This window comes from Mycobacterium sp. PS03-16 (genome assembly GCF_004570325.1).
In the GTDB taxonomy this organism is placed as follows: domain Bacteria; phylum Actinomycetota; class Actinomycetes; order Mycobacteriales; family Mycobacteriaceae; genus Mycobacterium.
The window spans coordinates 13,322-34,314 of record NZ_SPQO01000037.1 but is presented as its reverse complement, the minus strand read 5'-3'; the positions used below and the strand labels follow the sequence as shown (position 1 = coordinate 34,314).

The following is a 20,993-nucleotide window of genomic DNA, read 5'->3' as shown; positions in this document are numbered from 1 at the left end:
TGCGTGTCGGGAGTGCGGCTCGCCAGAGTCCAGCAACGAGCCCGGTCACGACCCCCCACATGGTTCATCGGGTCGCCGCGCGGCGGCGTTAACAACGGCCGGCTGCCTACCCTCGTGACATGCGCCCCAGCACGGCATTGAGCATCGCGTCGGTCATCTTCGTCGTTAAGGCCATCGCGATCGGCTGGGTCACCTGGGGCCGCGCGCACCTGACCGGCGCCACGGTCCCGGCGAGCAGCGCGGGTCTGACGATCGCGACGGTGGTGCTGGTGATCGGCCTGGCGTGCGGGGCGGCGGGGCTGGTGCTGCGTCGCCGCGGCTGATCAGGGCGCGGTGTACTGCGGTTCGTGGAACCGGTTGATGATCGGGATGCGCTCGATGATGCGGTCGCGCAGCCGCGGCTGTGGGGCGTTGACCGGCGGCACGTAACCCGGGCTCTGCGGTGCGACGTATCCGGGGGCCATCGGGTCGGGCGCCACGTACGCCGGCGCGGGGCCGGGCGGAACGTAGGCGGGCGCGGGCGGCACGTACGCCGGGACAGGCGGCACGTACACGGGCTCCGGGGCGGGCGGCGGCGCCGCCGGCGGTTCGAACACGGGCTCGCTGACCGGTGCCACCTCGGGTTCCGGCGCGGGGGCGGCCGGGACGTCCTCGACGACGGGGGCGGCCTCCGGCGGCGGAGGCGGGGACGCCTCGGGGGCCGGCGGCGGTGCGGCGGGCGCCGGAACGTCGGGCAGCACCTCGGGGGCGGGTTCCATGGCGCGGACCGGCTGGTCGGAGGCGCTGGCCGCCTGCTGGGTGGCCGCGTCGCCCGACCGGGTGCCCGGCGTGAGCTGCAGCCCCAGCGCCACCGACAGTGAGACGACGAACGTCACCACGGCGGCGACCAGCAGTGAGGTCAGCGCCGGAACGCGCCGCGTAGACCAGGGTTTGCGCGGCTGGTCGTCCGCGGCGGGGGCGAGCGCCAGCGGTGCTGCGACACCGACGAAATCTTGCGCCGAGGCCAGTGCGGCGCCGCGGGCCAGCGCGAGGTCGGCCTCCGTCGCCGAGAGCACCGGCTGTGCCTGCCCGCCGAGTTCGGCGACGATCGCGTCGACGTCGCTGCCCGAGCCGAGCACGTACAGCGCCTCGGGCGCCGCGCCGGTCGAGGCGACGGTGTCGAGCACCGCCTGGGCGACACCCGCGGGGTCCTGCCGCCCGACCTGGTCCACCAGCACGGTGTCGGCGGTCACGACCGCGGCCAGCGTCACCTCGGGTTCCCTGACGCACATCGCGAGCTCGGTGCGGCCCGTCAGATCCGACAGCCCGGTGACCAGCGCCGCGGCCGCCTCGGACGGGGTGAGCGCGATGACGTTGTCGACGCCGCGGGCGGTCAGGCTCGCCACCACGGCGGCCGCCTCGGCGGCGACGGCGTCGGTCCAGACGACGCCGACGGACCGCGGGCGCTGACCGGGGGCGGCGGCGTAGGGGCCGTCACCGAGTGCGGCGTCGAGCAGCGCCTCGGCGTCCGCGCCGGAGACCGCGATGTCGAGCGTGCCGCTGTCGAGGGTCGCGCCGTCGCCGGTGGCGCCCTCGACGAGCGCGAAGCGAATCGCCTCCGATGTCATCGAGAGGCCGAGTACTAGGTCCACAGATCGATCCCGCGTTGGTTGCACAGTCCGCAGAGACGATACAGCGGTCCGCGCCTGGCTCAACCCCGCCGCAATCGCTCCCCCGCTGACCTGCGGTTCAGCCGGCCTGCCAGAGGCAGTCCCCGGTGAGGTGGATCGAGAACATCACCGGTAGCACCGCGAAACGCAGCGGTTGGCCCGGCGCCCCCTCGGCGACCTGCGGCGGGCCCACCTCACCGGCGCTGACCACCGCCGTCTGTTCGGCCCGGCAGCGGGCGCCCGGATCGAGCGGGATCGCGGTCCACGGGCCCGACAGCATCTCGGCGTTGCGCATGCCCTGGCCGTGCAGGTGCAGGCCGTCACCGCCGGACACCCAGCGGTCACTCGACGGGTACGGACCGCCGTAGGCCTGCCACTGCCCGGCCCGGCATTCGACGACGCCACCGTCGGGCGACTGGGACAGTGCCCGCTCGGCGGCGGCCGGGCAGACCGCGCCGGGAGTGGGTGGCGCGGCCTGCCCTGTGGCCGCGGTGACCAGGGTGAGCGCCGACGCCCCGACCAGGAGCGCGGTGACCGTCTGTGCCGTCATAATCCGATTGTCGTCTCAGGGCACTGCGGCGCTACACCTTGCTCAGATCGGTCCGCATCAACTTGACCTGGTAGTCGTCCCAGGTGGACAGATTCCAGTAGAGGTACTTCTGATCCTCGGCCGACACGTTGTCCGTCGACGACCACGGGTGGATCATCGGCGCGTACAGCCCCGGCATCTTCGAGGCGGTCACCAGGGTGACCGGAGCCGACCACGGCCCCTCCGGCCGGTCCGCCTTGCGCATCACGATGTTGTTGTTCGCGTCGCCGTAGAGCATCACGTACTTCTTCTCGTACGCGTTGTACTGCACCGACATCTCGCTGACGGTCGGGTACGTGGTGGTGCGGACCAGGCCGAAGAAGCTGGTCTTCGTCGACGACGGCAGGATCGGCTTGGCAGCCGCCGGGTTGCCCGCCACCCACGACGATCCGTTCCAGTACTGATATTTCGTCTTGTCCAGGATGTCGGCTTCGGCGACCCGCGACAGGTACGCGGTGCCGCCGCGGCCGGCCGGGGTGCCGTAGGAGTAGATGTAGCCGTCGGTGATCTCGCGTCCCGCGGCGTCCTTGAGCGGCTTACCGGTCACGGGGTCGACGGTGTACTTGCGGACGTAGGCGCCTTGCTGAAAGTTCTGATCTCCGTTGACAAACGGCAGCGTCGAGCGGCCCGCCGCGGCCGGCCGGACCGACGACGCCGGCACCACGGTCCAGTTCTGGCCGTTGTCATCGGAGTAGGCGATCGCCGAGTAGTTCGTCGTCCACCGGCCGGGAGTGTCCCAGGAGCGCACGGCCATGTAATTGATGTACTGCCGGGTGGCGCCGTCCTTGCCGGCGCCGGGCACCGAGATCGCCGCGGTGGGGATCATCGTCACCTCGGGGCCGACGCCGTAGTGGTAGTTGCCGATGATCTCGCGGGAGAAGTCGGGGTCGCTCATCGGTGAGCCGCTGTACATGCCGGGGTCGTGCACGATGCCGTCGGCGACGTACATGCCGTTGTTCAGTGTGGTGTCGGTGCTGCGGAACAGCGTGTTCATCCGCCATATCCCGGTGCGGACCGGGGTGCGGTTACTGAACGTGTCGCCGAAGGCGATCAACACCTGGTGTTCGTTGACGGCGGTGGCCGGATTGTCGGGAATCCCGTTGTCCCACATGATGCCGAGGTCGGTGCCGCCGATACCGAACCGGGAGGTCGTGTCGTTCAGCCCGCCCGGCCCGGTGACGTTGGTGATGCGCACGGTGTTGGTGCTGACGGCCACCGGGGTGACCTGATAGTCCTTGGCCGGGTCGGCCGGCGTGGCGGCCGCCAACGCCATCGCGACGGGGCTGCCGGTGACGTCCGAGCGGGTGGTCACCGCCCGTTCGACCTCGCGCCGGGACGCCAGCGCCAGCAGCGCGCCGAGTCCCCAGGCCGGGGTGGGCAGCGACGGCAGATTGCGCAGGCCGCCGAGTCCGAATGCGGCGAGGAGCCGGTTGAGGACCGGGGTGGCCGACCTGGCCGCCGTCGGCGCGGTCATCGCCGTCACCACCGGTGCGGTCTGCGCGATGAGCGATTCGATTGGAGCCGAGATGTTCTCGACGGTGCGGGTGAACACCGCGGGCGGCTCGGCGACGACTTCAGGGTCCGGGTCGACGGCCGTGGTCCGCAGGCCGTCGGAGACCTCGCGCTCGGCGGGGACTTCGGTTTCGGCGGGCTGTTCGGTGACGGCGCGCCGGCCGTCACGTCCGGCCGCTGCGGCCGCCGGCTCGGGGTCGGTACCGGTGAGGGCGGGCGACCCACCCTCGGGGTCGACCACCGTCTCCTCCACCGGCGCTTCGTCGGTCTCCTCGAGATCGGCGGCGGGATCCCCTGCAGGCACCGTGGTCTCGAGGTCGTCCGCCGCCTCGTCGAGGCTCACGTCGGTCTCATCCACGTCCGCTGCGGCGGCTGAATCCGCCTCCGCCTGCTCGCCGGCGGTCTGCTCATCGGCCGCCTCCTCGTCGGCGGTCGGCGAATCCGGTTCCCGCTCAGCCGGTTCCGTGCCGGCGGGCGCGGTCTGCGAAGACGGCTCGCCGTCGGGCGATTCCGCCCACGCCGGGCCGGCAGTGCCGAGCACCACCGCGGCGCCCACCCCCAACGCCACCGCCAGGCCGCCCACGCGGCCGACATACGCCGAAGAATTCATCACTACCCCTCGAAGAGATGCATCCCCCGACGCCATCTGGTTTCACCATCGGACACAGACGGCCTCTGGTGGCCTCACGGTAACGCCTTTGACCAGGAAAAAACTAAACAATTCTCAGGATTCTTCGTTAATCGAACACGCCGTAATACTTTGCTCGCAGCGTGCGATACACCTCAGATACGGTCAGCGCCGTGGCCAACGCACTACGCGGTGTCGACGTCGACGCCCTCGATCCAGAAGCGCAGACACGGTTCTGGTCGGCGCTGCTCGACTCGCCCGCCGGCGCCGATGGGGTGAGCATCCCGCTGGCGGGTGGAACGGAACTGCGTTTCGTCCTCACCACCGCACCGAAGACGGTGAAGAACCGGTTGCATCTCGACCTTGCCTCCACGTCGGCTGACCACCAGAGCGCACTGGCGGAGCGGGCCCGCGGGCTCGGGGCCACCCCGGCCGACGTCGGTCAGCGTGAGGTGCCGTGGATCGTGCTCACCGATCCGGAGGGCAACGAGTTCTGCGTGCTGGAACCGCGGGCCGAATACCTCGGCATCGGCCCGGTGGCCGCGGTGGTGATCGACGCGCTCGACCCCGCCGCCCAGGCCGGCTTCTGGTCGGAGACGACCGGGCTGCCGGTGACCCGCGAACACGAGATCTATGCGAGCCTGCGCCAGGAGGGCGCGTTCTTCGTCGAGTTCATCAGGGTGCCGACGGCGAAGGCGGCACCGAACCGGGTGCGGCTTCGGGTCGCGGGCGCGACCGTCACGCGGGATCCCGAGGGCAACGAGATCAGCCGCGGCTAGGGTTCGCGGCTGCGGACCAGCGTCCAGTGATTGCCTTCGCGGTCGCGCCGGTAGGACAACTCGTCGAGCACCCGGTGCGCGATGGCCAGACCGCGGCCGCGGTCGGACAGCTCGTCGGGCATGCTCACCCGCGACAGGTCGATCGGCGAGGGATGGCCGTTGTCGAGAAACGTCGCGCGCACCGCGTCGGACAGCAACTCCACCTCAAGGCGCAGCCGCACCGGTTCGCCGCTGCCGGAGTGCTCGATGATGTTCGCGCCGATCTCCCCGGCGGCCAGATCCATGTGCATGCGGACCACGTCGTCGATCTCGTGGGCGCCCCACAGCTCGTCGAGGGTGCGCTGAATCTCGTCGAGGGTTTCGGGCCCCGTGGTGGTCTCGAGCACCACCCGTGAGTCAGGGGGTGTCATCGAACGCCGCCTCGGCCGAATCATGGGCCCGCAGCACCCGATTGAGGTTGGTCAGTTCCAGCACCGTGACCACCTGCCGGGACGGCGCCGCGATCCGTAGATCCCCACCGGCCTGGCGGGCGATCTTGAGGCCCGAGATCAGGGCGCCCAGACCGGACGAGTCGATGAACTCGGTGGCGCTGAGGTCCACCACGACGCGGGTGCTGCCACCTTCCACCAGGTCGTGGAGCTGTTTGCGCAGCGCCGGCGCGGCCACCATGTTGAGCCGCCCGTCCGGCCGGATCACGGTCACCCCGGAATCCGTTGTGCGTGCGGGATAATGGGTCATCACACTCCTTCCGGCTGGTGCCCGCGGTATCGGACCGCCTGGAACACCACGCTGAGAATCAACAGGTCGAACAGCACCCAGAACAGATTGACGCCGACGCCGAGCACCGAGATCGCGCCGAAGTACAGCTGCACGATGCCGATGACCGAGGCGACGATCAGCACCGCGATCACCACCAGCTGCCACTTCACCAGATGCCACGGGATGGCGCCGACCTCCTGCTTGGTCTTCGGCGTCACGGCGAAGCCCAGCGGCCGGTCGAACACCACGTTGAGGAATGCGGTGTAGCAGGCGCGGATCCAGACGGGGAACAGGGCCAGGCTGTACTGCTGGCCTCGCCAGGTGGGCGTGCCGCGGCTGATGACGATGAACATCAGTTGGTTGAGCAGCAGGAACGGGATCAGGCGCCCGAAGAAGTCCCAGCTGTAGGCGGTGACCGGCATGATGCCGAAGATCAGGTAGATGGCCGGGGCCGCGAAGTACGCCAGCGCGGCGAAGCCCGCGAGGTAGCTGTACATCGTGGACCAGTACATGAGCTTCTGGCCCAGGCTCAGCCCCTTCTGTACGAAGGGGTTCTCCCGCAGCATCACCTGGATGGTGCCCTGCGCCCAGCGCAGCCGCTGCGTGAGCATCGTGCGGACGTCGTCGGGGGCCAGCCCCTTGGCGAGGACCTCGTGGTGGTAGGCCGATTTCCACCCCATCGCGTGCAACCGCATACACGTCGCCATGTCCTCGGTCACCGAGATCGTGGCCATCGGCAACATGGGTTGCGCCTCGTCGTCACGACCGACGTCGACCGCCCGGATCATCGCGCCGATCGATTCGAGCGCCCCCAGCGGTGACCACTCCCGGCCGGCGAGCGACTCCAGCGCCTCGTCGTCGAACACCAGTGTGGTGGCGGTCGTCTCGGGATCATCGCTGAGCGCGGCGATCACCTCGAGATCGGCGCGCATCGCCGACACGTCGGCCTCCACGACCGAACGCGCCGCCTCGTCGACCCGCTGCTGGAACTGGTAGGTGATGTCGGCCAGTTCCCGCTTCTCCCGCAGCTGGCGGCGCGCGTCGCGGACCGCCTGCAGCACGGAGTCGAGTGCGGCCCGCACCTCCGGCTGGTCGGCACCGACCTGCTTGCCGGCCGTTCTGAGCATCTTGCGCGACGCGTACAGCGTCCGCTTGATGCCCTCCTCGACCGCGTGGACGTAGCCGCGGATCCCCAGGCGCATCAACGCCTCCCAGCGCAGCACCGCGTTCGAGCCACAGAAGTAGGCCGCGTTCCAGCCGTCTTTGCCCTGCTGGATCGGTCCGTAGAAGAGCGGCGCCTGACTGCCGAGCGGATCGCTGAACGGGACGTTGTGGAAGTACTGCGGGGTCTGCACCAGCGCCATGTAGGGGTCGCGGAAGTATCCCAGCGTCTTGTCGAGGATGTCGGGTTCTGGCACCTGGTCGGCGTCGAGCACCAGGATGTACTCGCCGTCGGTCTCGAACAACGCGTTGTTGAGGTTGCCGGCCTTGGCATGGCGCGGCTTGTCCTTCGTCCAGCTCGCCGACCGGGTGATGTAGCCGATACCGCGCTTGCGGGCCTCCTCGGCCAGCTCGGTCCGGTCGCCGTCGTCGAGGATCCACGTCGAGTGCGGGAAGCGGATCCGTTGGGCCGCCGCGGCCGTCTCGAGCACCATCTCGATCGGCTCGTTGTAGGTGGTGATGAATACGTCGACGGTGGCGTCCTCGGGTGGCGGCGGAGCCGGGTTGCGCCGCAACATCTTCCACATCGTCATCCCGAACAGCAGGGAGTCGATGACGCTGTAGGTCTCCGCGATCACCAGGGGCACGGCGATCCACCACGCGCCCCAGTTGATCGACTCGAGCCAGCGCCACACGATGTAGTTGATCCCGAGGATCGTGGTGCACAGGATGAGCAGGCGCAGCCACACCGACGGGTATCTCCCCCTGGGCGCATCCGGCAGCTGATGGCTCACTCGGCGGGCTCCCGGCGCACGACCACGAGCGTGACGTCGTCCAGCGGCGCCTTCTCGGCGACCAGGGCGCGCGCCCGCGCACACAGATCGCCCGGTTCGGCGTGGCGCGCCACGAACTCCAGCGCGGGACGGACGTCACTCCCGTCGCCGATCAGGTCGAGGACACCGTCGGAGGCGATGATCAGGCTGTCGCCGACGTCGAGCCCGACTCTCCCGGCGGCCCAGGTGTCCCCCGCGAGGATCCCCAGCGGCATGCCGGTGCTGCTGTCGAGGGTGTCCACCCGCCCGTCGGCCCGCACCACCACCGCGAAACCGTGTCCGGCGTCGACGTAATCGACGGTGCCACTGGCGGTGTCGAGCTGGGCATGGAACAGCGTGACGAAGGTGTCGGTGCGGTTGAGGTCGTCGCTGAGCTGGGTGGCGACCGAGTTCACCACTTCGGCGGGGTCGAGCGCGCATTGCACGCGGTCCACTGCGCGTGACGCGCCGCGCAGCGCGGACCGCACGCTGGCCGCGATGATCGCCGCGCCGAGCCCCTTGCCCATCACGTCGGCGACGGTGAACGCGGCGCCGCCGTCGATGGCGTAGTGGTCGTAGAAGTCGCCGCCGACGGCGTAGGCCGGCAGGCACAGCGCGCACACGGTGTAGCCGGGCAGGTCGCCGAGGGTGCGGGGCAACAGGTGCCGCTGCACCTCGGCGGCGCGCTCGAGGTCGTCAGAGCGCTCGAGCTCGCGTTGCGCCCAGGAGGCCAGTTCGGTGAATGTCCGCAGTTCTGCGTCGGTGAGGCCCCGCGGCTCGGTGTCGTAGATGCAGAAGGTCCCGACGGGGTGACCGCCCGGCCCGTACAGCGGGTAGCCGGCGTAGAACCGGATGCCGCCCTCCTGACCGATTCCGGGCACCATCGCGAATTCCGGTTCCGCGGCGGCGTCTTCGATGATCAGGGCCGGATTCTCGGGTTGCTGGTAGCTGCGGGCGATGGTGGCCTGGCAGATGGTCCGGCTGCGCGGGATGTTCAGGCCGATGTCGAGGCCGTCGACCTGTTTGAACCACTGCCGGTCCCGGTCGACCAGCGCGACCGCGGCCATCGGGACGCCGAACACCGAGCGGGCCATCGACGTGACCCGCGCGAAACGGTCCTCCGGCGGCGAATCGAGCACCTGCAGCTGGTGCAGGGAACGCACCCGTTCGTCCTCCACGTCGGGAGGCAGGAGGTAGCGGGTGTCGGTCTCGGCGGTCATCGCCTCGCCTCCCGCAGCGCGTTCGCCATGGCCGCCGCATACCGCGGTGTGCCGGCGACCCGCCAGTCGGTCTCCTTGTCGTGTTCGAACCAGATGAACGCGTCGATATCGTCTTGTGCCGAAACCCAATCCACGAACTCGCCGATCCAGTGCGCTTTGTCACCGCCCTCACCGGCGCAGCCGACCTCAGCGATCATCATCGGCTTCCCGGTGAGCGCGCGCACCTGCGTCACAGTGGCCTCGAATATCTCGCCCGGCGACGCCCATGCACTCCACTGCAGTGTTGTTCCCCAGTTGTAGCCGTCTATACCCACCACGTCGACGTAATCATCGCCGGGATACCAGTCCGCCAAGGGATGCTCGGTGTGCCGACCGGCGTCGGGCGACCAGATCCAGCGCACTGCGGTGGCGCCGCGACGGCCGAACAGGTCATGCACGTGCCGCCAGGCGGCGACGTAGTCGGCCGGTGTGGCACCCCCGGCCGGGGACCACGGATACCAGTGGCCGTTGAATTCGTGGGCGAAGCGCAGGTACAGCGGCGTGTGCACCTCGGCCAGCGCATCCGCCCAGGCGCCCAGGTACTCGTCATGGCGGCCCGCGGCGATGCCCGGCATGATCGCGTCGCCGTCCGCGACATCGGTCCGCCACCGGCGAGGCTCCCAGGTGAGGACCGGCGTGAGCTGTGCGGCGGCCACCATGGCGATTTCGGCGACGGGCGGACCGGCAGCGAAGTCCTCGTACCAGAGCACCAGTTCGGGGCGCACGCCGACGGCGTCGGCGACCGCGGCGACCTCCTCGATGCCGTAGGCCCCGCCGGGCGTGCTCACGCCGAAACGCAGTCGCCGATCCATTCCCATCCCCAAGTTCTGGCAAATCCCCGTGAGGTACCTTAAGCACTCCCCGCGGGGGGTGTTGCATGATCAGGGAAAATCCGGCGTCCCGCATACGGGGAGCGTGCGGAGGCGATGGCGCAGCGGCGTCTTTTCGCGGTTCCGCCGTCTGCCAGCAAATGTCGTTAGCCCGGCTACCGGGTCAGTTGTTCGGCACCTGGATCGGAATGGGTACGGGCACGAACGGGACGGTCACGTAGGTCGTGGTCATCGCATTCGTGGTCGTGGGCGGATTCGTCGTCGGCACCGTCGTGGTCGGCACGGTCGTCGTCGGCACGGTCGTCGTCGGCACGGTCGTCGTGGTCGTCGGCGGTGTGGTGGTCGTGGTGGTCGTGGTGGTCGTCGTTGTGGTGGTCGTCGTTGTGGTGGTCGTCGTGGTCGTGGTCGTCGGCGGTGTGGTGGTGACCGCCGTGGTCGTCACCGGCGGCGGCGCGGGTGGCGCGGTGGTGTCCGGTGGCGGCGGCGCGGGTGGCGCGGTGGTCTCCGTGACCACCGGGGGCGGCGCCGAGGTCGGGGGTGGCGGCGGTGCGCTGCCCGGCACCCGGGTGGTCTCGAGCCGGGTGACCGGGGTGCTGTCGGTCGACGTGCCGGTCAACGCGTAGGCGACGCCGCCGACGGCGATCACCACGGCGACCGCCGCGGCCACGAACACGGCCATCGGGAGCCGCTGCCACCGGGACTGCGGCTCGGGCGCGGCGTCGGGGTCGCTGGGCGGCAGGTACTGCACCCGCGGCCGCGCCCGGTCGCCGTCGCCGCCGAAGTCACCACTGAAGTCGCCGCCGAAGTCGCTGTCGTACCGACTGTCGAATCCGCCGGCGTAGGCCCCTTCCCCGGTGTAGGGCACCGGGTCGTCGGCGGTGACGTCGTCCTGGGACCAGGCCAGGGCGCGGAAGGTCGACGAGCCGGGCGCGTCGCCGATCATCGCGGTGACCGGCGCGGCGGCGGCCATCCCCGTCGGCGCCTCTGCCGCCGAGCTGTAGGCGGCGAACAGCGCGGCGCCCACCGCGGCGTCCAGTGCCGGTTGCGCCGTGGTGATCACGGGCGCGCGCGAATGGGCCGAGAGCCGCTGGATGATCAGCGGGATGCTGGCGCCGCCGCCGATCGTCACCACCGCCGAGATCCCGGCCCAGCCGACGCGGGCGCGTTCGACGGCGGCGTCGAGCGCCCCGAGCAGGCCGCCCAGCGGGGCCTGCAGCATGCCATCGAGTTCGGTGCGGGTGATCCGGATGGTCGACCGGTAGCCGGGCAGGTCGGCCGCCACCTCGGTGACCGTCACCGCCGACAGCCGCTCCTTGGCCAGCCGGCACTGGTCACGCAGCCGGGTCAGCGATCCCACCGCGGCGGTGCCGGCCGGGTCGGTGCCGCCCGCCGACGCCACCCCGGCCAGCACGTGGTTGAGCAGTGCCTGGTCGATCTGGTCACCGGAGAAGTCGCCGAACCGGGTGGTCTCGTCGATCGGTTCGAAGGCCGACGCGGCGTCGGCCAGCGTGATGCTGGTGCCGCTGCCGCCGAGGTCGACCAGGGCGACCACCCCGTCGGCCGGTAGGCCAGGATTGGCGTGCAGGGCGGTCAGCGAGGCCACCGCATCGGAGACCAGTCGCGGCGGCGCGCCGTGCGGGGCGAACAGCGGGTTGGTCCGCAGCGCGTTGCGCAGCGTCCAGGTGGTGGCGGTGTTCCAATGCGCGGGGACGGCGATCGCGATGTCCGCACCGGCGGCACCGCCGGCCGTCTCGGTCATCGCGTCGAGCGCTTCGACCAGCAGAGCCTCGGCGCGATACGACGACCCGTCGGCAGCCACCAGGGGGACCGGGTCGCCGACGCGTTCGACGAAGCCGGCCAGCACCCGGCCTGCGGTGTGCTCGTCGGGCACACCGACCTGCGGCGTGCGATCACTGAACAGGCTCAGGATCGAACGCCGGATCACGGGTTGGCTGCCGACTCGAGCCGCGACCAGGTTGGTGGTCCCGATCGACAAGCCCATCGGGTCGCTCATCGGATGTTCACCCTAACGGCACCGGCCCGTCGGTCCGGGCAACCCCTCCGTCGGCCCGTCGTTTCGCCCGGTCCGGGCGGGGTAAAGCCATGCCCATGACCTCACTGTGGCTGTCCGACCGCGTCGAGCAGATCCACCCGCCGGGTCCTGCTGACGCCGCCACCAGGTCGGCCGACGTCGTCGTGGTCGGCGCCGGGATCACCGGTGTGATCACCGCGGTGCTGTTGGCCCGCGCCGGGCGCGACGTCATGGTGCTCGAGGCGTTCCGGCCGGGCGCCGGCGCGACCGGTAACACCACCGCGAAGATCAGCCTGCTGCAGGGCACCAAGCTGTCGAAGATCGTCGGCAAACATGGACCGGCGATCGCCAAGAGGTACGTGGAGGGCAACCTTGAGGGACAGCAGTGGCTGATCGGCCACTGTGCGGCGCACGGTATCTCGGTGCAGCGCGAGGCCGCCTACACCTATGCGCAGACGGAGAAGGGCCTGTCGTCGGCGCGCGAGGAATTCGCCGCCTGTCAGGCCGCGGGGCTCGACGCCGAGTGGGTCGGACCCGAACACGGCGCCGACGTGCCGTTCCCGTTCGCGGGCGGGGTGCGGCTGGCCGAGCAGGCGCAGTTCGATCCGATGCCGTTGCTGGACAGCCTGATCGTGGAGCACGAGGAGCGCGGCGGACGCCTTGTGCAGGGCGTGCGGGTGCAGAAGGTCTCGGGGGCGGGCACCGGACTGACCCTGCACGTGCGCACCTCCGACGGTGACGAGTTCGAGGTCGGCGCCAACCAGTGCGTGCTGGCGACCGGGATACCGATCCTCGATCGCGGCGGATTCTTCGCTCGGCTCAAACCGCATCGCTCGTACTGCATGGCCTACCGGGTGCCGGGCACCATCACCCGCGGCATGTACATCTCCACCGATTCGCCGACGCGCTCGGTGCGCTACGCCCCCACCCCCGACGGGGATCGGCTGATCGTCGGCGGTGCCGGACATCCGGTGGGGCGGGAGAAGCACCCGTCGTCGTCGGTGCAGGAACTCGACGAGTGGGCGCGGGCGCACTATCCGGGCGCGATGCAGACCCATTACTGGTCGGCGCAGGACTACACGCCCGCCGACGAGCTCCCCTACGTCGGTCCGATCCTGCCGGGCCACGACTCGATCTTCGTCGCAACCGGTTTCGACAAGTGGGGTATGACCAACGGCGCGGCCGCCGCGCTGGCGTTGAGCAGCCGCATCCTCGGCGGCCGGATGGACTGGGCCGAGGCGTTCGCCAGCTGGAGCCCGCACGAACTGTCGGGGATCCCCAAGGCGGTGCAGGCCAACGTCGAGGTGGGCATCAATCTGGCCCGCGGCTGGATCACCCCGGTGACCCGCATCGCCGACCGCACGCCCGCCTCCGGCGGTGTGGTCAGCGGCCCGCCGTGGGCGCTGGAGGCGCGCAGCGTCGTCGACGGGGTGGAACGGCGGCTGTCGCCGGTCTGCCCCCACCTCGGTGGAATCGTCAACTGGAACGACTCGGACCAGACGTGGGAGTGCCCGCTGCACGGGTCCCGCTTCGCGCCGGACGGCACCCTGCTCGAGGGGCCCGCGACGCGCGATCTCACTGCTGCTCAGTGAGTTTGGCGGTCTGATCGTCCGGGAAGAACTTGCGCATCGCCGCCGAGCCCAGCACGCCGACGACGATCAGGGCGACGGCGGGCACGTCCGGCAGGGCGTCGGACACCCAGCCGACGATGCCGGTGACCACCACGAACGGTGGCAGCCAGTCGAACGCGCGCGCCCATGTGGCGGAGCTCTCGCCGGTGGCGTGGTCGGGATAGAACTCGGTGAACGACACCGCGAAGATCATGGCGCCGATCGGCAGGATCCAGGCCGTCCAGAAGTTGTCGTTGTCGTGCAGCACCGCGTCGGCGTAGGCGCCCAGCAGCGCGGAGAACAGGAACGATCCGGCCCACACCGCGGAGATGACGTAGTTGACCCGCAGGAACACGGGGCTGTCCCAATACTCACGCGGCGCGGTGTCTTTGGCGTAGGCCAGGGTGAACGGCCGGCGTATGGCGAGCGTGATGAGCGCGAACGCCGCCAGCGCGATGTTGCTCAGTTCGCCTGCCCACAGCGCCAACCACTCGATCGTCGCGTCGGATGCCACCAGGCCCAGGACGGCGAGCAGGCCGAAGTAGGCGACGGTGAACGCCTCGAGCAGGTGGACGGGCACACCGCGGCGCTTACCGACCCAGAGCGTGAGCAGTGACAGGCCCAGCGCCGCCGAGGCCGCCTCCTCGAAACGGCCCGGCCCGTTGACGATCGCCATCAGGATCCACGGGGCGAGCCCGGCCAGCGGAGACCTGACGTACCCGTCGACCAACTTCATGATCCGGACTCTATGTGGTGGAGGCGGCCCCTGTGTTGCAATGTCGGCCATGGGTGACATCGACGACATCAAAGCGGTCAAGTACCGGTATCTGCGCGCACTCGACACCAAGGATTGGGAGGAGTTCGCCGACACGCTCACCGAGGATGTCGTCGGGGACTACGGCGAGTCGCTGGGCGAAGACCACCGGTTCACCGACCGCGAACAGCTGGTCTCGTTCATGCGCACCTCACTCGGCCCCGAGGTGGTCACCGAGCACCGCGTCGACCACCCCGAGATCGTCATCGAGGGCGACGAGGCGACGGGCACCTGGTATCTGCAGGACCGGGTGATCGCGCCGGACTTCAACTTCATGCTGATCGGCGCCGCGTTCTACCGGGACCGCTACCGGCGCACACCTGGCGGCTGGAGGATCTGCGCGACCGGTTACGACCGGACCTACGACGCCAGCATGTCGCTGGAGAACCTGAACTTCAAACTCAAACGCGGTCGCGCACTCAAGGACTGAGCGCTACTTCGACACCGCGATCACGGCGCCCGGCCGCAGCCAGCGCATGATCTCGACCAGGGTGGCGTCCTCGATCGCCACGCACCCGGCGGTCGGCCCGCCGTCGGTGGTGTGCACGAAGAACGCGCCGCCGTTGCCCGGCACCCGCGCCTTGTTGACGCCCATCACCACGGCGTGTTTGTACTGCGGGATGTTCAGGTTCTCGGTGCCCGCGCTCAGCGACGTGTTGAACGGGCACTGCTCCTTCTTGCAGACCTGCATGGTGTTGTAGGTGGGACTTTCCATGTCGCCGTCCCACCAGTGGTCGGGCCCGACCTGGACATAGGGCAGGCCGCCGCCCGGGTTGGGTGCGGTGCCGAACGCGAAGTCCAGCGTGAAGACCCCCATGGGTGTCTTCATCTCGCCGTCGTGGGTCTGCGGCGCCATCCCGTTGGCGCCGATGAACGCCGGGATCCCCACGCCCATCGGCTGCCAGCCGGCGCCGGTGCGCTGGTAGACGTCCATCTTGGCGTTCGAACCGCCCACGCCGACAACCGAGATCACCTGGGTGGCCGAGCCGACCGACGACGCGAACCACGGGGCGGCGGCGGGCGCCGCGGGCGCGCTCGCCACCAGCCACACGGCGGCCACGCACAGCACGGTCAGGAGTCTGCGGCGCACTCAATCCATCGTCGGCGGCCGGACTCTCGGTGACGTCACCGTCCGGACACGATCAGGTCGCGACCGCATCCGGCGTCAGGGTGTTCTGCAGCCACTGCTGCCACGCCTCGCGCTGCAAGGCGAAGCGCGCGGCGTCGTCACCGTAGAGGTAGAGGCTCACCATCGCGTGCGCCGTGTCGCCGACCGTGTACATGCCGATCACCGCGATACCCTCGGCCGGTTCGTCGAGCCGCAGCATCACGGTGCGCCATCCCCGCGATTGCTCCACCCGCTCCACCACCCCGGCGAGTCGCGGTGCACCGTCGGGTGTTTCGCGCCGGTCGTCGACGTCGGCGCGATCCACGCCCAGCGCGGAGCTGAGCCGCGTCCAGCCCTCGTCCGCGGTGCCCGGATAGGCGGCCATGACGCGGATCGGCGTCGCGGCCCGGCCGGGGTAATCCCGCAGGTAGATCCTGAGCACCTCGAAGAAGCCGGGCCAGCCGCCCTCGAAACCCTCGATCTCGTCGTCCCAGTCGTCGCTGTCGGCGAACAGGCTGTGCACCATCCGCACCACGCACCGGTCACCGCTGCGGCTGGTGATGCGGACTTCGGTGGCCAGTGGGCCCGGCGATCCGGTGCTGCTCCAGTCGCGCTCCTCGTAGGTGAGCCGGCGCGGCGCGTCCCATCCGGTGATCACCCCGCGCTGGGTGGCGCCTTCCCCGAAGTCGAAGGTGAGTTCACCGCCCACCCGTTCGTCGACCGTGGTCGGGGTGAACCAGGCACTCATCCCGGGTCCGGTGGCCATGGCGTGCCACACCTGTTCCGGTGTGCCGGGGACCAGGAATTCCATCTCGACCCAGCGTCGGTTGCCGTCTTTATGTATGGGCATTACATGTCCTCCTCGGTGTCGCGGTCTGCGGTGGCGGGTTGGGGATAGGCGGCGAGCACCACCCGGTGCGTGCGGCCGTCGGGGGCGGAGTCGTCGTGATAGCGGGCCACCAGCGCGGTGACGGCCTCGGACAGTTCGCGGGTGAAGGCGGCGCGCTCGGCGGCGCTGCGGAACCGGATCGCCGTGTCCACGGACAGGGTGGCCAGGCGCTTGTCCCTCGCGTTGGCCTGGCGCCACAGCTCCCCCACCTCGCGGACGGTGCGCGCGGCGACCGCGATGACGTAGCTCGCCGAGAGACGGTCGCGGCTGCGTCCGGGGTCCGTTCCGGCGGGGCCCAGCGCGCCCGGGGACACGACGTAGGACGAGGCCGTGGCCACCAGCAGGCGTTCTTTGATCCCGCCCCAGCGGCGTTCGCCGGCCGCGGTCACCAGATGGTGTTGTTCGAGGGCACGCAGGTGGTAGTTGACCTTCTGCCGGGTGATGCCGACACGGCCGGCAAGCGTTGCGGCAGAGGCGGGTTCGACGAGTTCGGCGAGAAGCCGGCTGCGCACCGGGTCCAGCGCGACGACTGCGGCCGCGGGATCGGCGATGACTTCGACGTCCAGCACGGACCCATCGTCACCTTTGACAAGATTATTTGTCAACGGTTGCGGCTACGTTGAGCGGTATGGACCTGCGTTTGCGCCGCCGTGGTGCCGGACTCCGACAGATCGGCCGGGGCCTCGGCAGCCTGGACCGGGAGGTGTTCGAGGCCATCGCCGAATCCCCCAGTCCCCTGCTCGACGCGACGATGCCGCGGCTGACCCGGGCCGCCGATCACTCGAAACTCTGGTTCGCGCTTGCCGCCGGCCTGATGGCGGTGGGCGGGCCACGCACCAAGCGGGGCGCCGTACGCGGCGTCATGACGCTCGCGGTGACCAGCCTGGTCACCAATCAGGGCGCGAAACGGGTGTGGAAGCGGCCGCGTCCGGACTACCTGGTGGTGCCGATCCCGCGACGCAGCCGCCGCTTTCCCACGTCGAACTCGTTGCCGTCCGGGCACTCCGCCAGCGCGGCCGCGTTCGCCATCGGCGTGGGACTGGAGAGCCCGCCGGTGGGGCTGGGCTTGGCGCTGCTGGCCGGGCTGGTCGGTCTGTCACGGGTGGCGGTGGGTGCGCACTACCCCGGGGACGTGTTCGCCGGCTTCGGCATCGGCGCGGGTCTGGCGGTGCTCGGCGGGCGGGTGGTGCCGCCGGTGACGCCGACGAAGCTGCCCACCGCCGCGCCGCTGCGGGTGCCCACGCCGCCGCGTCCCGACGGCGCCGGGGTGGTGCTGGTGATCAACCCGTCGTCGGGCAGCGGTACCGGCGCCCGCGTGGTGGAAGAGGTGCGCGAGGAACTGCCGCGCGCCGAGATCGTCGAACTGCAGGACGGCGATGATCTCGAGGCGATGCTGCGGGACGCCGCCGAGCGGGCCGAGGTGCTCGCCGTGGGCGGCGGCGACGGCACGGTCGCGTGCGCGGCCGGGATCGCAGTGCAGGTCGGTAAACCCCTGGCGGTGTTCCCCGGCGGGACGTTCAACCACTTCGCCAAGGACATCGGCTGCGATTCGGTGGCGACGACGATCGACGTCATCCGGCGCGGCAGCGTCGCCTGCGTGGACCTGGTGTGCCTCAACGAGGAGCAGATGCTGATCAACACGGCCAGCATCGGCGCCTACCCGCAGTTCGTCGCGCAGCGCGAGAAGCTCGAGCACCGGATCGGTAAACCGCTGGCCGGGCTGTACGCGATGTTCCACACCCTGCGGCGCGGTGAGCCGGTCCGGATCAGCTACGACAACGTGACGCTGCAGACCTCGCTGTTCTTCCTGGGCAATTCGACGTACCTGCCGTCGGGATTCGCCCCGTCACGGCGCCACCGGATGGACGACGGGCTGCTCGACGTGCGGATCCTGGAGACCGGCAAGCGGCTGAGCCGGCTGCGGATCCTCACCGCGCTCATGCTGGGCCGGCTGGAGCGCAGCCCGCTCTACCACGAGATGCGCGTGCCCGAATTCGAGTTCACCGCGGTGGACGGGCCGACCGTGCTGGCCTGCGACGGGGAGATCGGCGCGGAGGTCACGCACGCCACGTTCAGCGCGCGCTATCGAGCGCTGCCGGTGTTCCGGCCGCTGGACTGACCGCGCGGGCCGGCGCCGCGACGAGCAGGCAGCCGACGAACCAGGCGTAACCCAGGGCCCAGCCGGCGACCACGTCCGACGGGTGGTGCACGTTGAGCACCACCCGCCCGATGCCGATCGTCACGACGACGAGCGCGCCCACGGCGATCGCCCATCCGCGTGCCGACGGCCGCAGCAGCGGGAGCAGCACCGTCAAGAACGCCAGCACGCAGATCATGACGCCCACCGCGTGGCCGGACGGGAACGACGTCGAGTGCGCCCCGACCAGGGCGGTGGCGGGGCGCGGGCGGTCGGCCAGGTTCTTGACGACCTGGGTGAGCAGGCCGCTGCACTCGACGGTGAGTGCCAGGAACAGCGCCGTCCGGAAGTGCCGTCGCAGCAGCATCACGACGATGACGGCGACCCCGACGAGGCGGAACACCGTCGGGCCCAACACCGTGCAATAGACGTCCCAGCCGGTGACCCAGGCGGGGTTCGCCAGGCCGAGACGGTCGAACGGCTCGAGGACGGCGAGGTCCGCGGTGGCCAGCCACGCCCAGTGCCGGGCGATGCCGATCCACAGCAGCGCGAACACCGCGACTGCGGCGACCGCCGATGCGATCAGCCAGGTGCGCCTCGTCATGGCGACTGTCTACCAGCCGCCGCGACGGAGATAGGCTGGCTGCCCATGGCCGTCTTTGTGCGAAAGCTGCTTCGCATCGGCAGATTGCCCGACGAGATGCGGGCCGCCGCGGAGGCCGAGGGCATCCTGCACCTCGCCGAGTACGTCCCCGTGACCCGCCGGTTCAGCGGTTCCATCCCAGGGAAACGCGCGACGGGCAGCGTGTCCGGCTACACCGGCGCGCTGGTGCTCACCCGGCAGCGGGTACTGGGGACCCTGTCCACGGTGCCCGGGCTCGCCGGCCGGACCATCGACCAGTCGTGGACCGAGGCCCAAGACGGACCGGTGCGCGCGGAGGTCTCCGCCGACGGCCTGCACATCGAGGCCGACCTCGCCGACATCGACGCCCGCTGCCACGGCACGGTGAGCCTGCACTACCGGGGCGACGTCCCCGACGACGTGCTGGCGGCTCTGCCGACCCGCTCGCTGGCCTACACCGTCCCGCCGGAGTGGGTGTTCCGCGCGGTCGGAGTGCCCTACCGGCCGTGAGGCCCCCGGCGGACATCGACGCCGTCCAACGGCGCACGCTGCGCGTCCTGGTCGCGGCGCAGATCCTCAGCGGCGCCGGCCTGGCCGCCGGCATCACCGTCGGCGCGCTGCTGGCGCAGGACATGCTCGACTCGACCGGCCTGGCCGGCCTGCCTTCCGCGCTGTTCACCATCGGATCGGCCGCGGCGGCCGCCGCCGTCGGGCAGTTGTCGCAACGCCTCGGCCGCCGCGCCGGGTTGGCGGCCGGATACGTCACCGGGGCGCTCGGCAGCGTCGGCATCGTCCTGGCCGCCGTGCTGGGCAACATCCCGCTACTCTTCGCCACCCTGTTCGTCTACGGCGCCGGCACCGCCACCAATCTGCAGGCTCGCTACGCCGGCGCGGACCTCGCCCACGAGGACCACCGGGGCCGCGCCGTCAGCACGGTGCTCGTGGCCACCACGGTCGGCGCGGTGATCGGTCCCAACCTCGTCGGTGTGCTGGGCGACCTCGCCGACACGCTCGGCGTCCCCCGGCTGGCCGGACCGTTCCTGCTCGCCGCCGTCGCCTACGGCGCCGCAGGCCTCGTCATCTGGATCCTGCTGCGGCCGGACCCTTTACGCCTTGCCGTGGATCTGCGTACCCCGCAGACCGCTGGTGCCGACGACCCCGACAGCGCGTCGCCGTGGAACCGCGCCGTGCTCGCCGGGGCGGCGGTCATCATGATCACCCAGTTGGTGATGGTCGCGATCATGACCATGACCCCGGTGTACATGCAGCACCACGACCACGACCTCGCCGCCGCCGGACTGGTCATCTCCATCCACGTCGCCGCGATGTACCTACCCGCGCCGGTCTCCGGCTACCTCGTCGACCGCGTCGGCGCGGCCATCACCGCCGGCCTGGCCGCCGTCACGCTCGTGGCCGCCGGCGTCCTGGCCGCCGTCGCCCCACCCCACTCGGTTCTCGCGCTCGCCGTCGCGCTGGCGCTGCTCGGCTTCGGCTGGAGCCTCGGGCTGATCGCCGGCACCACCACGGTCACCGACGCCACCCCGATCGGCGCCCGCGCCAGGACCCAGGGCACCGTCGACCTGTTCATCGCGGTCGCCGGCGCGGCCGGAGGCCTGTTCTCCGGCCTCGTCGTCGCGCAGACCGGTTTCCCCACCCTGGCCGTCATCGGCGCGGTCACCGCGGCCACCCTCGGCCCCATCCTCCTGCTCGGCCGCCAACGGACAGTTGCGCGGGAGTGACGTGATCGTCGATGACCTGCCGGGCCGCTGTTACGCGGTGACCACGTACCTGCCCCGCGGCGCC

General features: G+C 70.6%; 21 protein-coding genes. 7 read left to right on the top strand and 14 right to left on the bottom strand.

What is annotated here, in order from left to right; translation table 11 throughout:
• The first annotated feature begins 119 nt into the window (after nucleotides 1-119).
• Nucleotides 120-323, top strand: a complete 204-nt coding sequence (locus tag E4P42_RS22775) for a hypothetical protein (protein WP_135128379.1) — start codon at nucleotides 120-122, stop codon at nucleotides 321-323.
• Here E4P42_RS22775 and E4P42_RS22770 read toward each other — a convergent pair whose 3' ends face one another.
• The 3 genes from E4P42_RS22770 to E4P42_RS22760 form a co-directional block, all read right to left on the bottom strand.
• Nucleotides 324-1,607 (bottom strand): hypothetical protein, encoded by a 1,284-nt coding sequence (locus E4P42_RS22770; RefSeq protein ID WP_371287072.1) that lies wholly within the window; start codon nucleotides 1,605-1,607, stop codon nucleotides 324-326. It abuts the gene before it with no gap.
• 121 nt (nucleotides 1,608-1,728) lie between these two features.
• A complete protein-coding gene (locus E4P42_RS22765; RefSeq protein ID WP_135128377.1) occupies nucleotides 1,729-2,199 on the bottom strand; it encodes a hypothetical protein in 471 nt (156 codons plus the stop codon).
• A 31-nt stretch (nucleotides 2,200-2,230) separates the two neighbouring features.
• The gene (locus tag E4P42_RS22760; protein WP_135128376.1) at nucleotides 2,231-4,360 is read right to left on the bottom strand and encodes a DUF4185 domain-containing protein; all 2,130 of its coding nucleotides are present in this window, start codon (nucleotides 4,358-4,360) and stop codon (nucleotides 2,231-2,233) included.
• Nucleotides 4,361-4,551: 191 nt separating this feature from the next.
• Between E4P42_RS22760 and E4P42_RS27090 the strand changes: the two genes are divergently transcribed.
• Nucleotides 4,552-5,157: a VOC family protein gene (locus E4P42_RS27090; protein WP_167759584.1), complete on the top strand. Its 606-nt coding sequence runs from the start codon at nucleotides 4,552-4,554 to the stop codon at nucleotides 5,155-5,157.
• On the opposite strand, the gene E4P42_RS22750 is transcribed toward E4P42_RS27090, so the two are convergent.
• The 6 genes from E4P42_RS22750 to E4P42_RS22725 form a co-directional block, all read right to left on the bottom strand.
• The gene (locus tag E4P42_RS22750) at nucleotides 5,154-5,567 is read right to left on the bottom strand and encodes an ATP-binding protein (protein WP_135128375.1); all 414 of its coding nucleotides are present in this window, start codon (nucleotides 5,565-5,567) and stop codon (nucleotides 5,154-5,156) included. The two genes, E4P42_RS27090 and E4P42_RS22750, sit on opposite strands and share 4 nt — an antisense overlap.
• On the bottom strand, nucleotides 5,554-5,895 hold the full coding sequence (locus E4P42_RS22745; protein ID WP_135128374.1) for an STAS domain-containing protein: 342 nt from the start codon (nucleotides 5,893-5,895) through the stop codon (nucleotides 5,554-5,556). The genes E4P42_RS22750 and E4P42_RS22745 overlap by 14 nt, the downstream gene beginning before the upstream one ends.
• On the bottom strand, nucleotides 5,895-7,871 hold the full coding sequence (locus E4P42_RS22740) for a glycosyltransferase family 2 protein (protein ID WP_135128373.1): 1,977 nt from the start codon (nucleotides 7,869-7,871) through the stop codon (nucleotides 5,895-5,897). The genes E4P42_RS22745 and E4P42_RS22740 overlap by 1 nt, the downstream gene beginning before the upstream one ends.
• Complete coding sequence (locus tag E4P42_RS22735; RefSeq protein ID WP_135128372.1) at nucleotides 7,868-9,109, bottom strand: GAF domain-containing SpoIIE family protein phosphatase; 1,242 nt, start codon at nucleotides 9,107-9,109, stop codon at nucleotides 7,868-7,870. The genes E4P42_RS22740 and E4P42_RS22735 overlap by 4 nt, the downstream gene beginning before the upstream one ends.
• The gene (locus tag E4P42_RS22730; RefSeq protein ID WP_245234178.1) at nucleotides 9,106-9,936 is read right to left on the bottom strand and encodes a glycoside hydrolase family 26 protein; all 831 of its coding nucleotides are present in this window, start codon (nucleotides 9,934-9,936) and stop codon (nucleotides 9,106-9,108) included. Before E4P42_RS22730 ends, E4P42_RS22735 begins: the two co-directional genes overlap by 4 nt.
• Before the next feature lie 205 nt (nucleotides 9,937-10,141).
• Nucleotides 10,142-11,992 (bottom strand): Hsp70 family protein, encoded by a 1,851-nt coding sequence (locus tag E4P42_RS22725; RefSeq protein WP_135128370.1) that lies wholly within the window; start codon nucleotides 11,990-11,992, stop codon nucleotides 10,142-10,144.
• A 95-nt stretch (nucleotides 11,993-12,087) separates the two neighbouring features.
• Between E4P42_RS22725 and E4P42_RS22720 the strand changes: the two genes are divergently transcribed.
• Nucleotides 12,088-13,602, top strand: a complete 1,515-nt coding sequence (locus E4P42_RS22720) for an FAD-dependent oxidoreductase (protein WP_135128369.1) — start codon at nucleotides 12,088-12,090, stop codon at nucleotides 13,600-13,602.
• Here E4P42_RS22720 and E4P42_RS22715 read toward each other — a convergent pair.
• Nucleotides 13,586-14,356, bottom strand: a complete 771-nt coding sequence (locus tag E4P42_RS22715; RefSeq protein ID WP_245234177.1) for a hypothetical protein — start codon at nucleotides 14,354-14,356, stop codon at nucleotides 13,586-13,588. The genes E4P42_RS22720 and E4P42_RS22715 overlap by 17 nt on opposite strands.
• A gap of 49 nt (nucleotides 14,357-14,405) precedes the next feature.
• Here E4P42_RS22715 and E4P42_RS22710 point away from each other — a divergent pair, with 49 nt between their 5' ends.
• Complete coding sequence (locus tag E4P42_RS22710; RefSeq protein WP_135128368.1) at nucleotides 14,406-14,864, top strand: nuclear transport factor 2 family protein; 459 nt, start codon at nucleotides 14,406-14,408, stop codon at nucleotides 14,862-14,864.
• Between the two features lie 3 nt (nucleotides 14,865-14,867).
• Here the strand turns inward: E4P42_RS22710 and E4P42_RS22705 are convergent, their stop codons facing one another.
• Genes E4P42_RS22705 through E4P42_RS22695 form a run of 3 tightly spaced genes read right to left on the bottom strand, consistent with a single transcriptional unit; the run spans nucleotide 14,868 to nucleotide 17,000 of the window.
• Nucleotides 14,868-15,524 (bottom strand): L,D-transpeptidase, encoded by a 657-nt coding sequence (locus E4P42_RS22705; RefSeq protein ID WP_167759583.1) that lies wholly within the window; start codon nucleotides 15,522-15,524, stop codon nucleotides 14,868-14,870.
• 52 nt (nucleotides 15,525-15,576) lie between these two features.
• Nucleotides 15,577-16,392 carry an SRPBCC domain-containing protein gene (locus tag E4P42_RS22700; RefSeq protein ID WP_245234175.1) on the bottom strand — a complete coding sequence of 272 codons (816 nt, stop codon included), beginning with the start codon at nucleotides 16,390-16,392 and terminating at the stop codon, nucleotides 15,577-15,579.
• Nucleotides 16,392-17,000 carry a helix-turn-helix transcriptional regulator gene (locus tag E4P42_RS22695; RefSeq protein WP_135128367.1) on the bottom strand — a complete coding sequence of 203 codons (609 nt, stop codon included), beginning with the start codon at nucleotides 16,998-17,000 and terminating at the stop codon, nucleotides 16,392-16,394. Before E4P42_RS22695 ends, E4P42_RS22700 begins: the two co-directional genes overlap by 1 nt.
• Before the next feature lie 59 nt (nucleotides 17,001-17,059).
• On the opposite strand from E4P42_RS22695, the gene E4P42_RS22690 reads away from it, so the two are divergent.
• Complete coding sequence (locus E4P42_RS22690) at nucleotides 17,060-18,550, top strand: bifunctional phosphatase PAP2/diacylglycerol kinase family protein (protein WP_135128366.1); 1,491 nt, start codon at nucleotides 17,060-17,062, stop codon at nucleotides 18,548-18,550.
• On the opposite strand, the gene E4P42_RS22685 is transcribed toward E4P42_RS22690, so the two are convergent.
• The gene (locus E4P42_RS22685) at nucleotides 18,504-19,172 is read right to left on the bottom strand and encodes a phosphatase PAP2 family protein (RefSeq protein ID WP_135128365.1); all 669 of its coding nucleotides are present in this window, start codon (nucleotides 19,170-19,172) and stop codon (nucleotides 18,504-18,506) included. The genes E4P42_RS22690 and E4P42_RS22685 overlap by 47 nt on opposite strands.
• 45 nt (nucleotides 19,173-19,217) lie before the next feature.
• Between E4P42_RS22685 and E4P42_RS22680 the strand changes: the two genes are divergently transcribed.
• Nucleotides 19,218-19,700: a hypothetical protein gene (locus E4P42_RS22680; protein ID WP_135128364.1), complete on the top strand. Its 483-nt coding sequence runs from the start codon at nucleotides 19,218-19,220 to the stop codon at nucleotides 19,698-19,700.
• Nucleotides 19,697-20,929, top strand: a complete 1,233-nt coding sequence (locus tag E4P42_RS22675; RefSeq protein ID WP_209305851.1) for an MFS transporter — start codon at nucleotides 19,697-19,699, stop codon at nucleotides 20,927-20,929. The genes E4P42_RS22680 and E4P42_RS22675 overlap by 4 nt, the downstream gene beginning before the upstream one ends.
• Nucleotides 20,930-20,993: the final 64 nt, after the last annotated feature.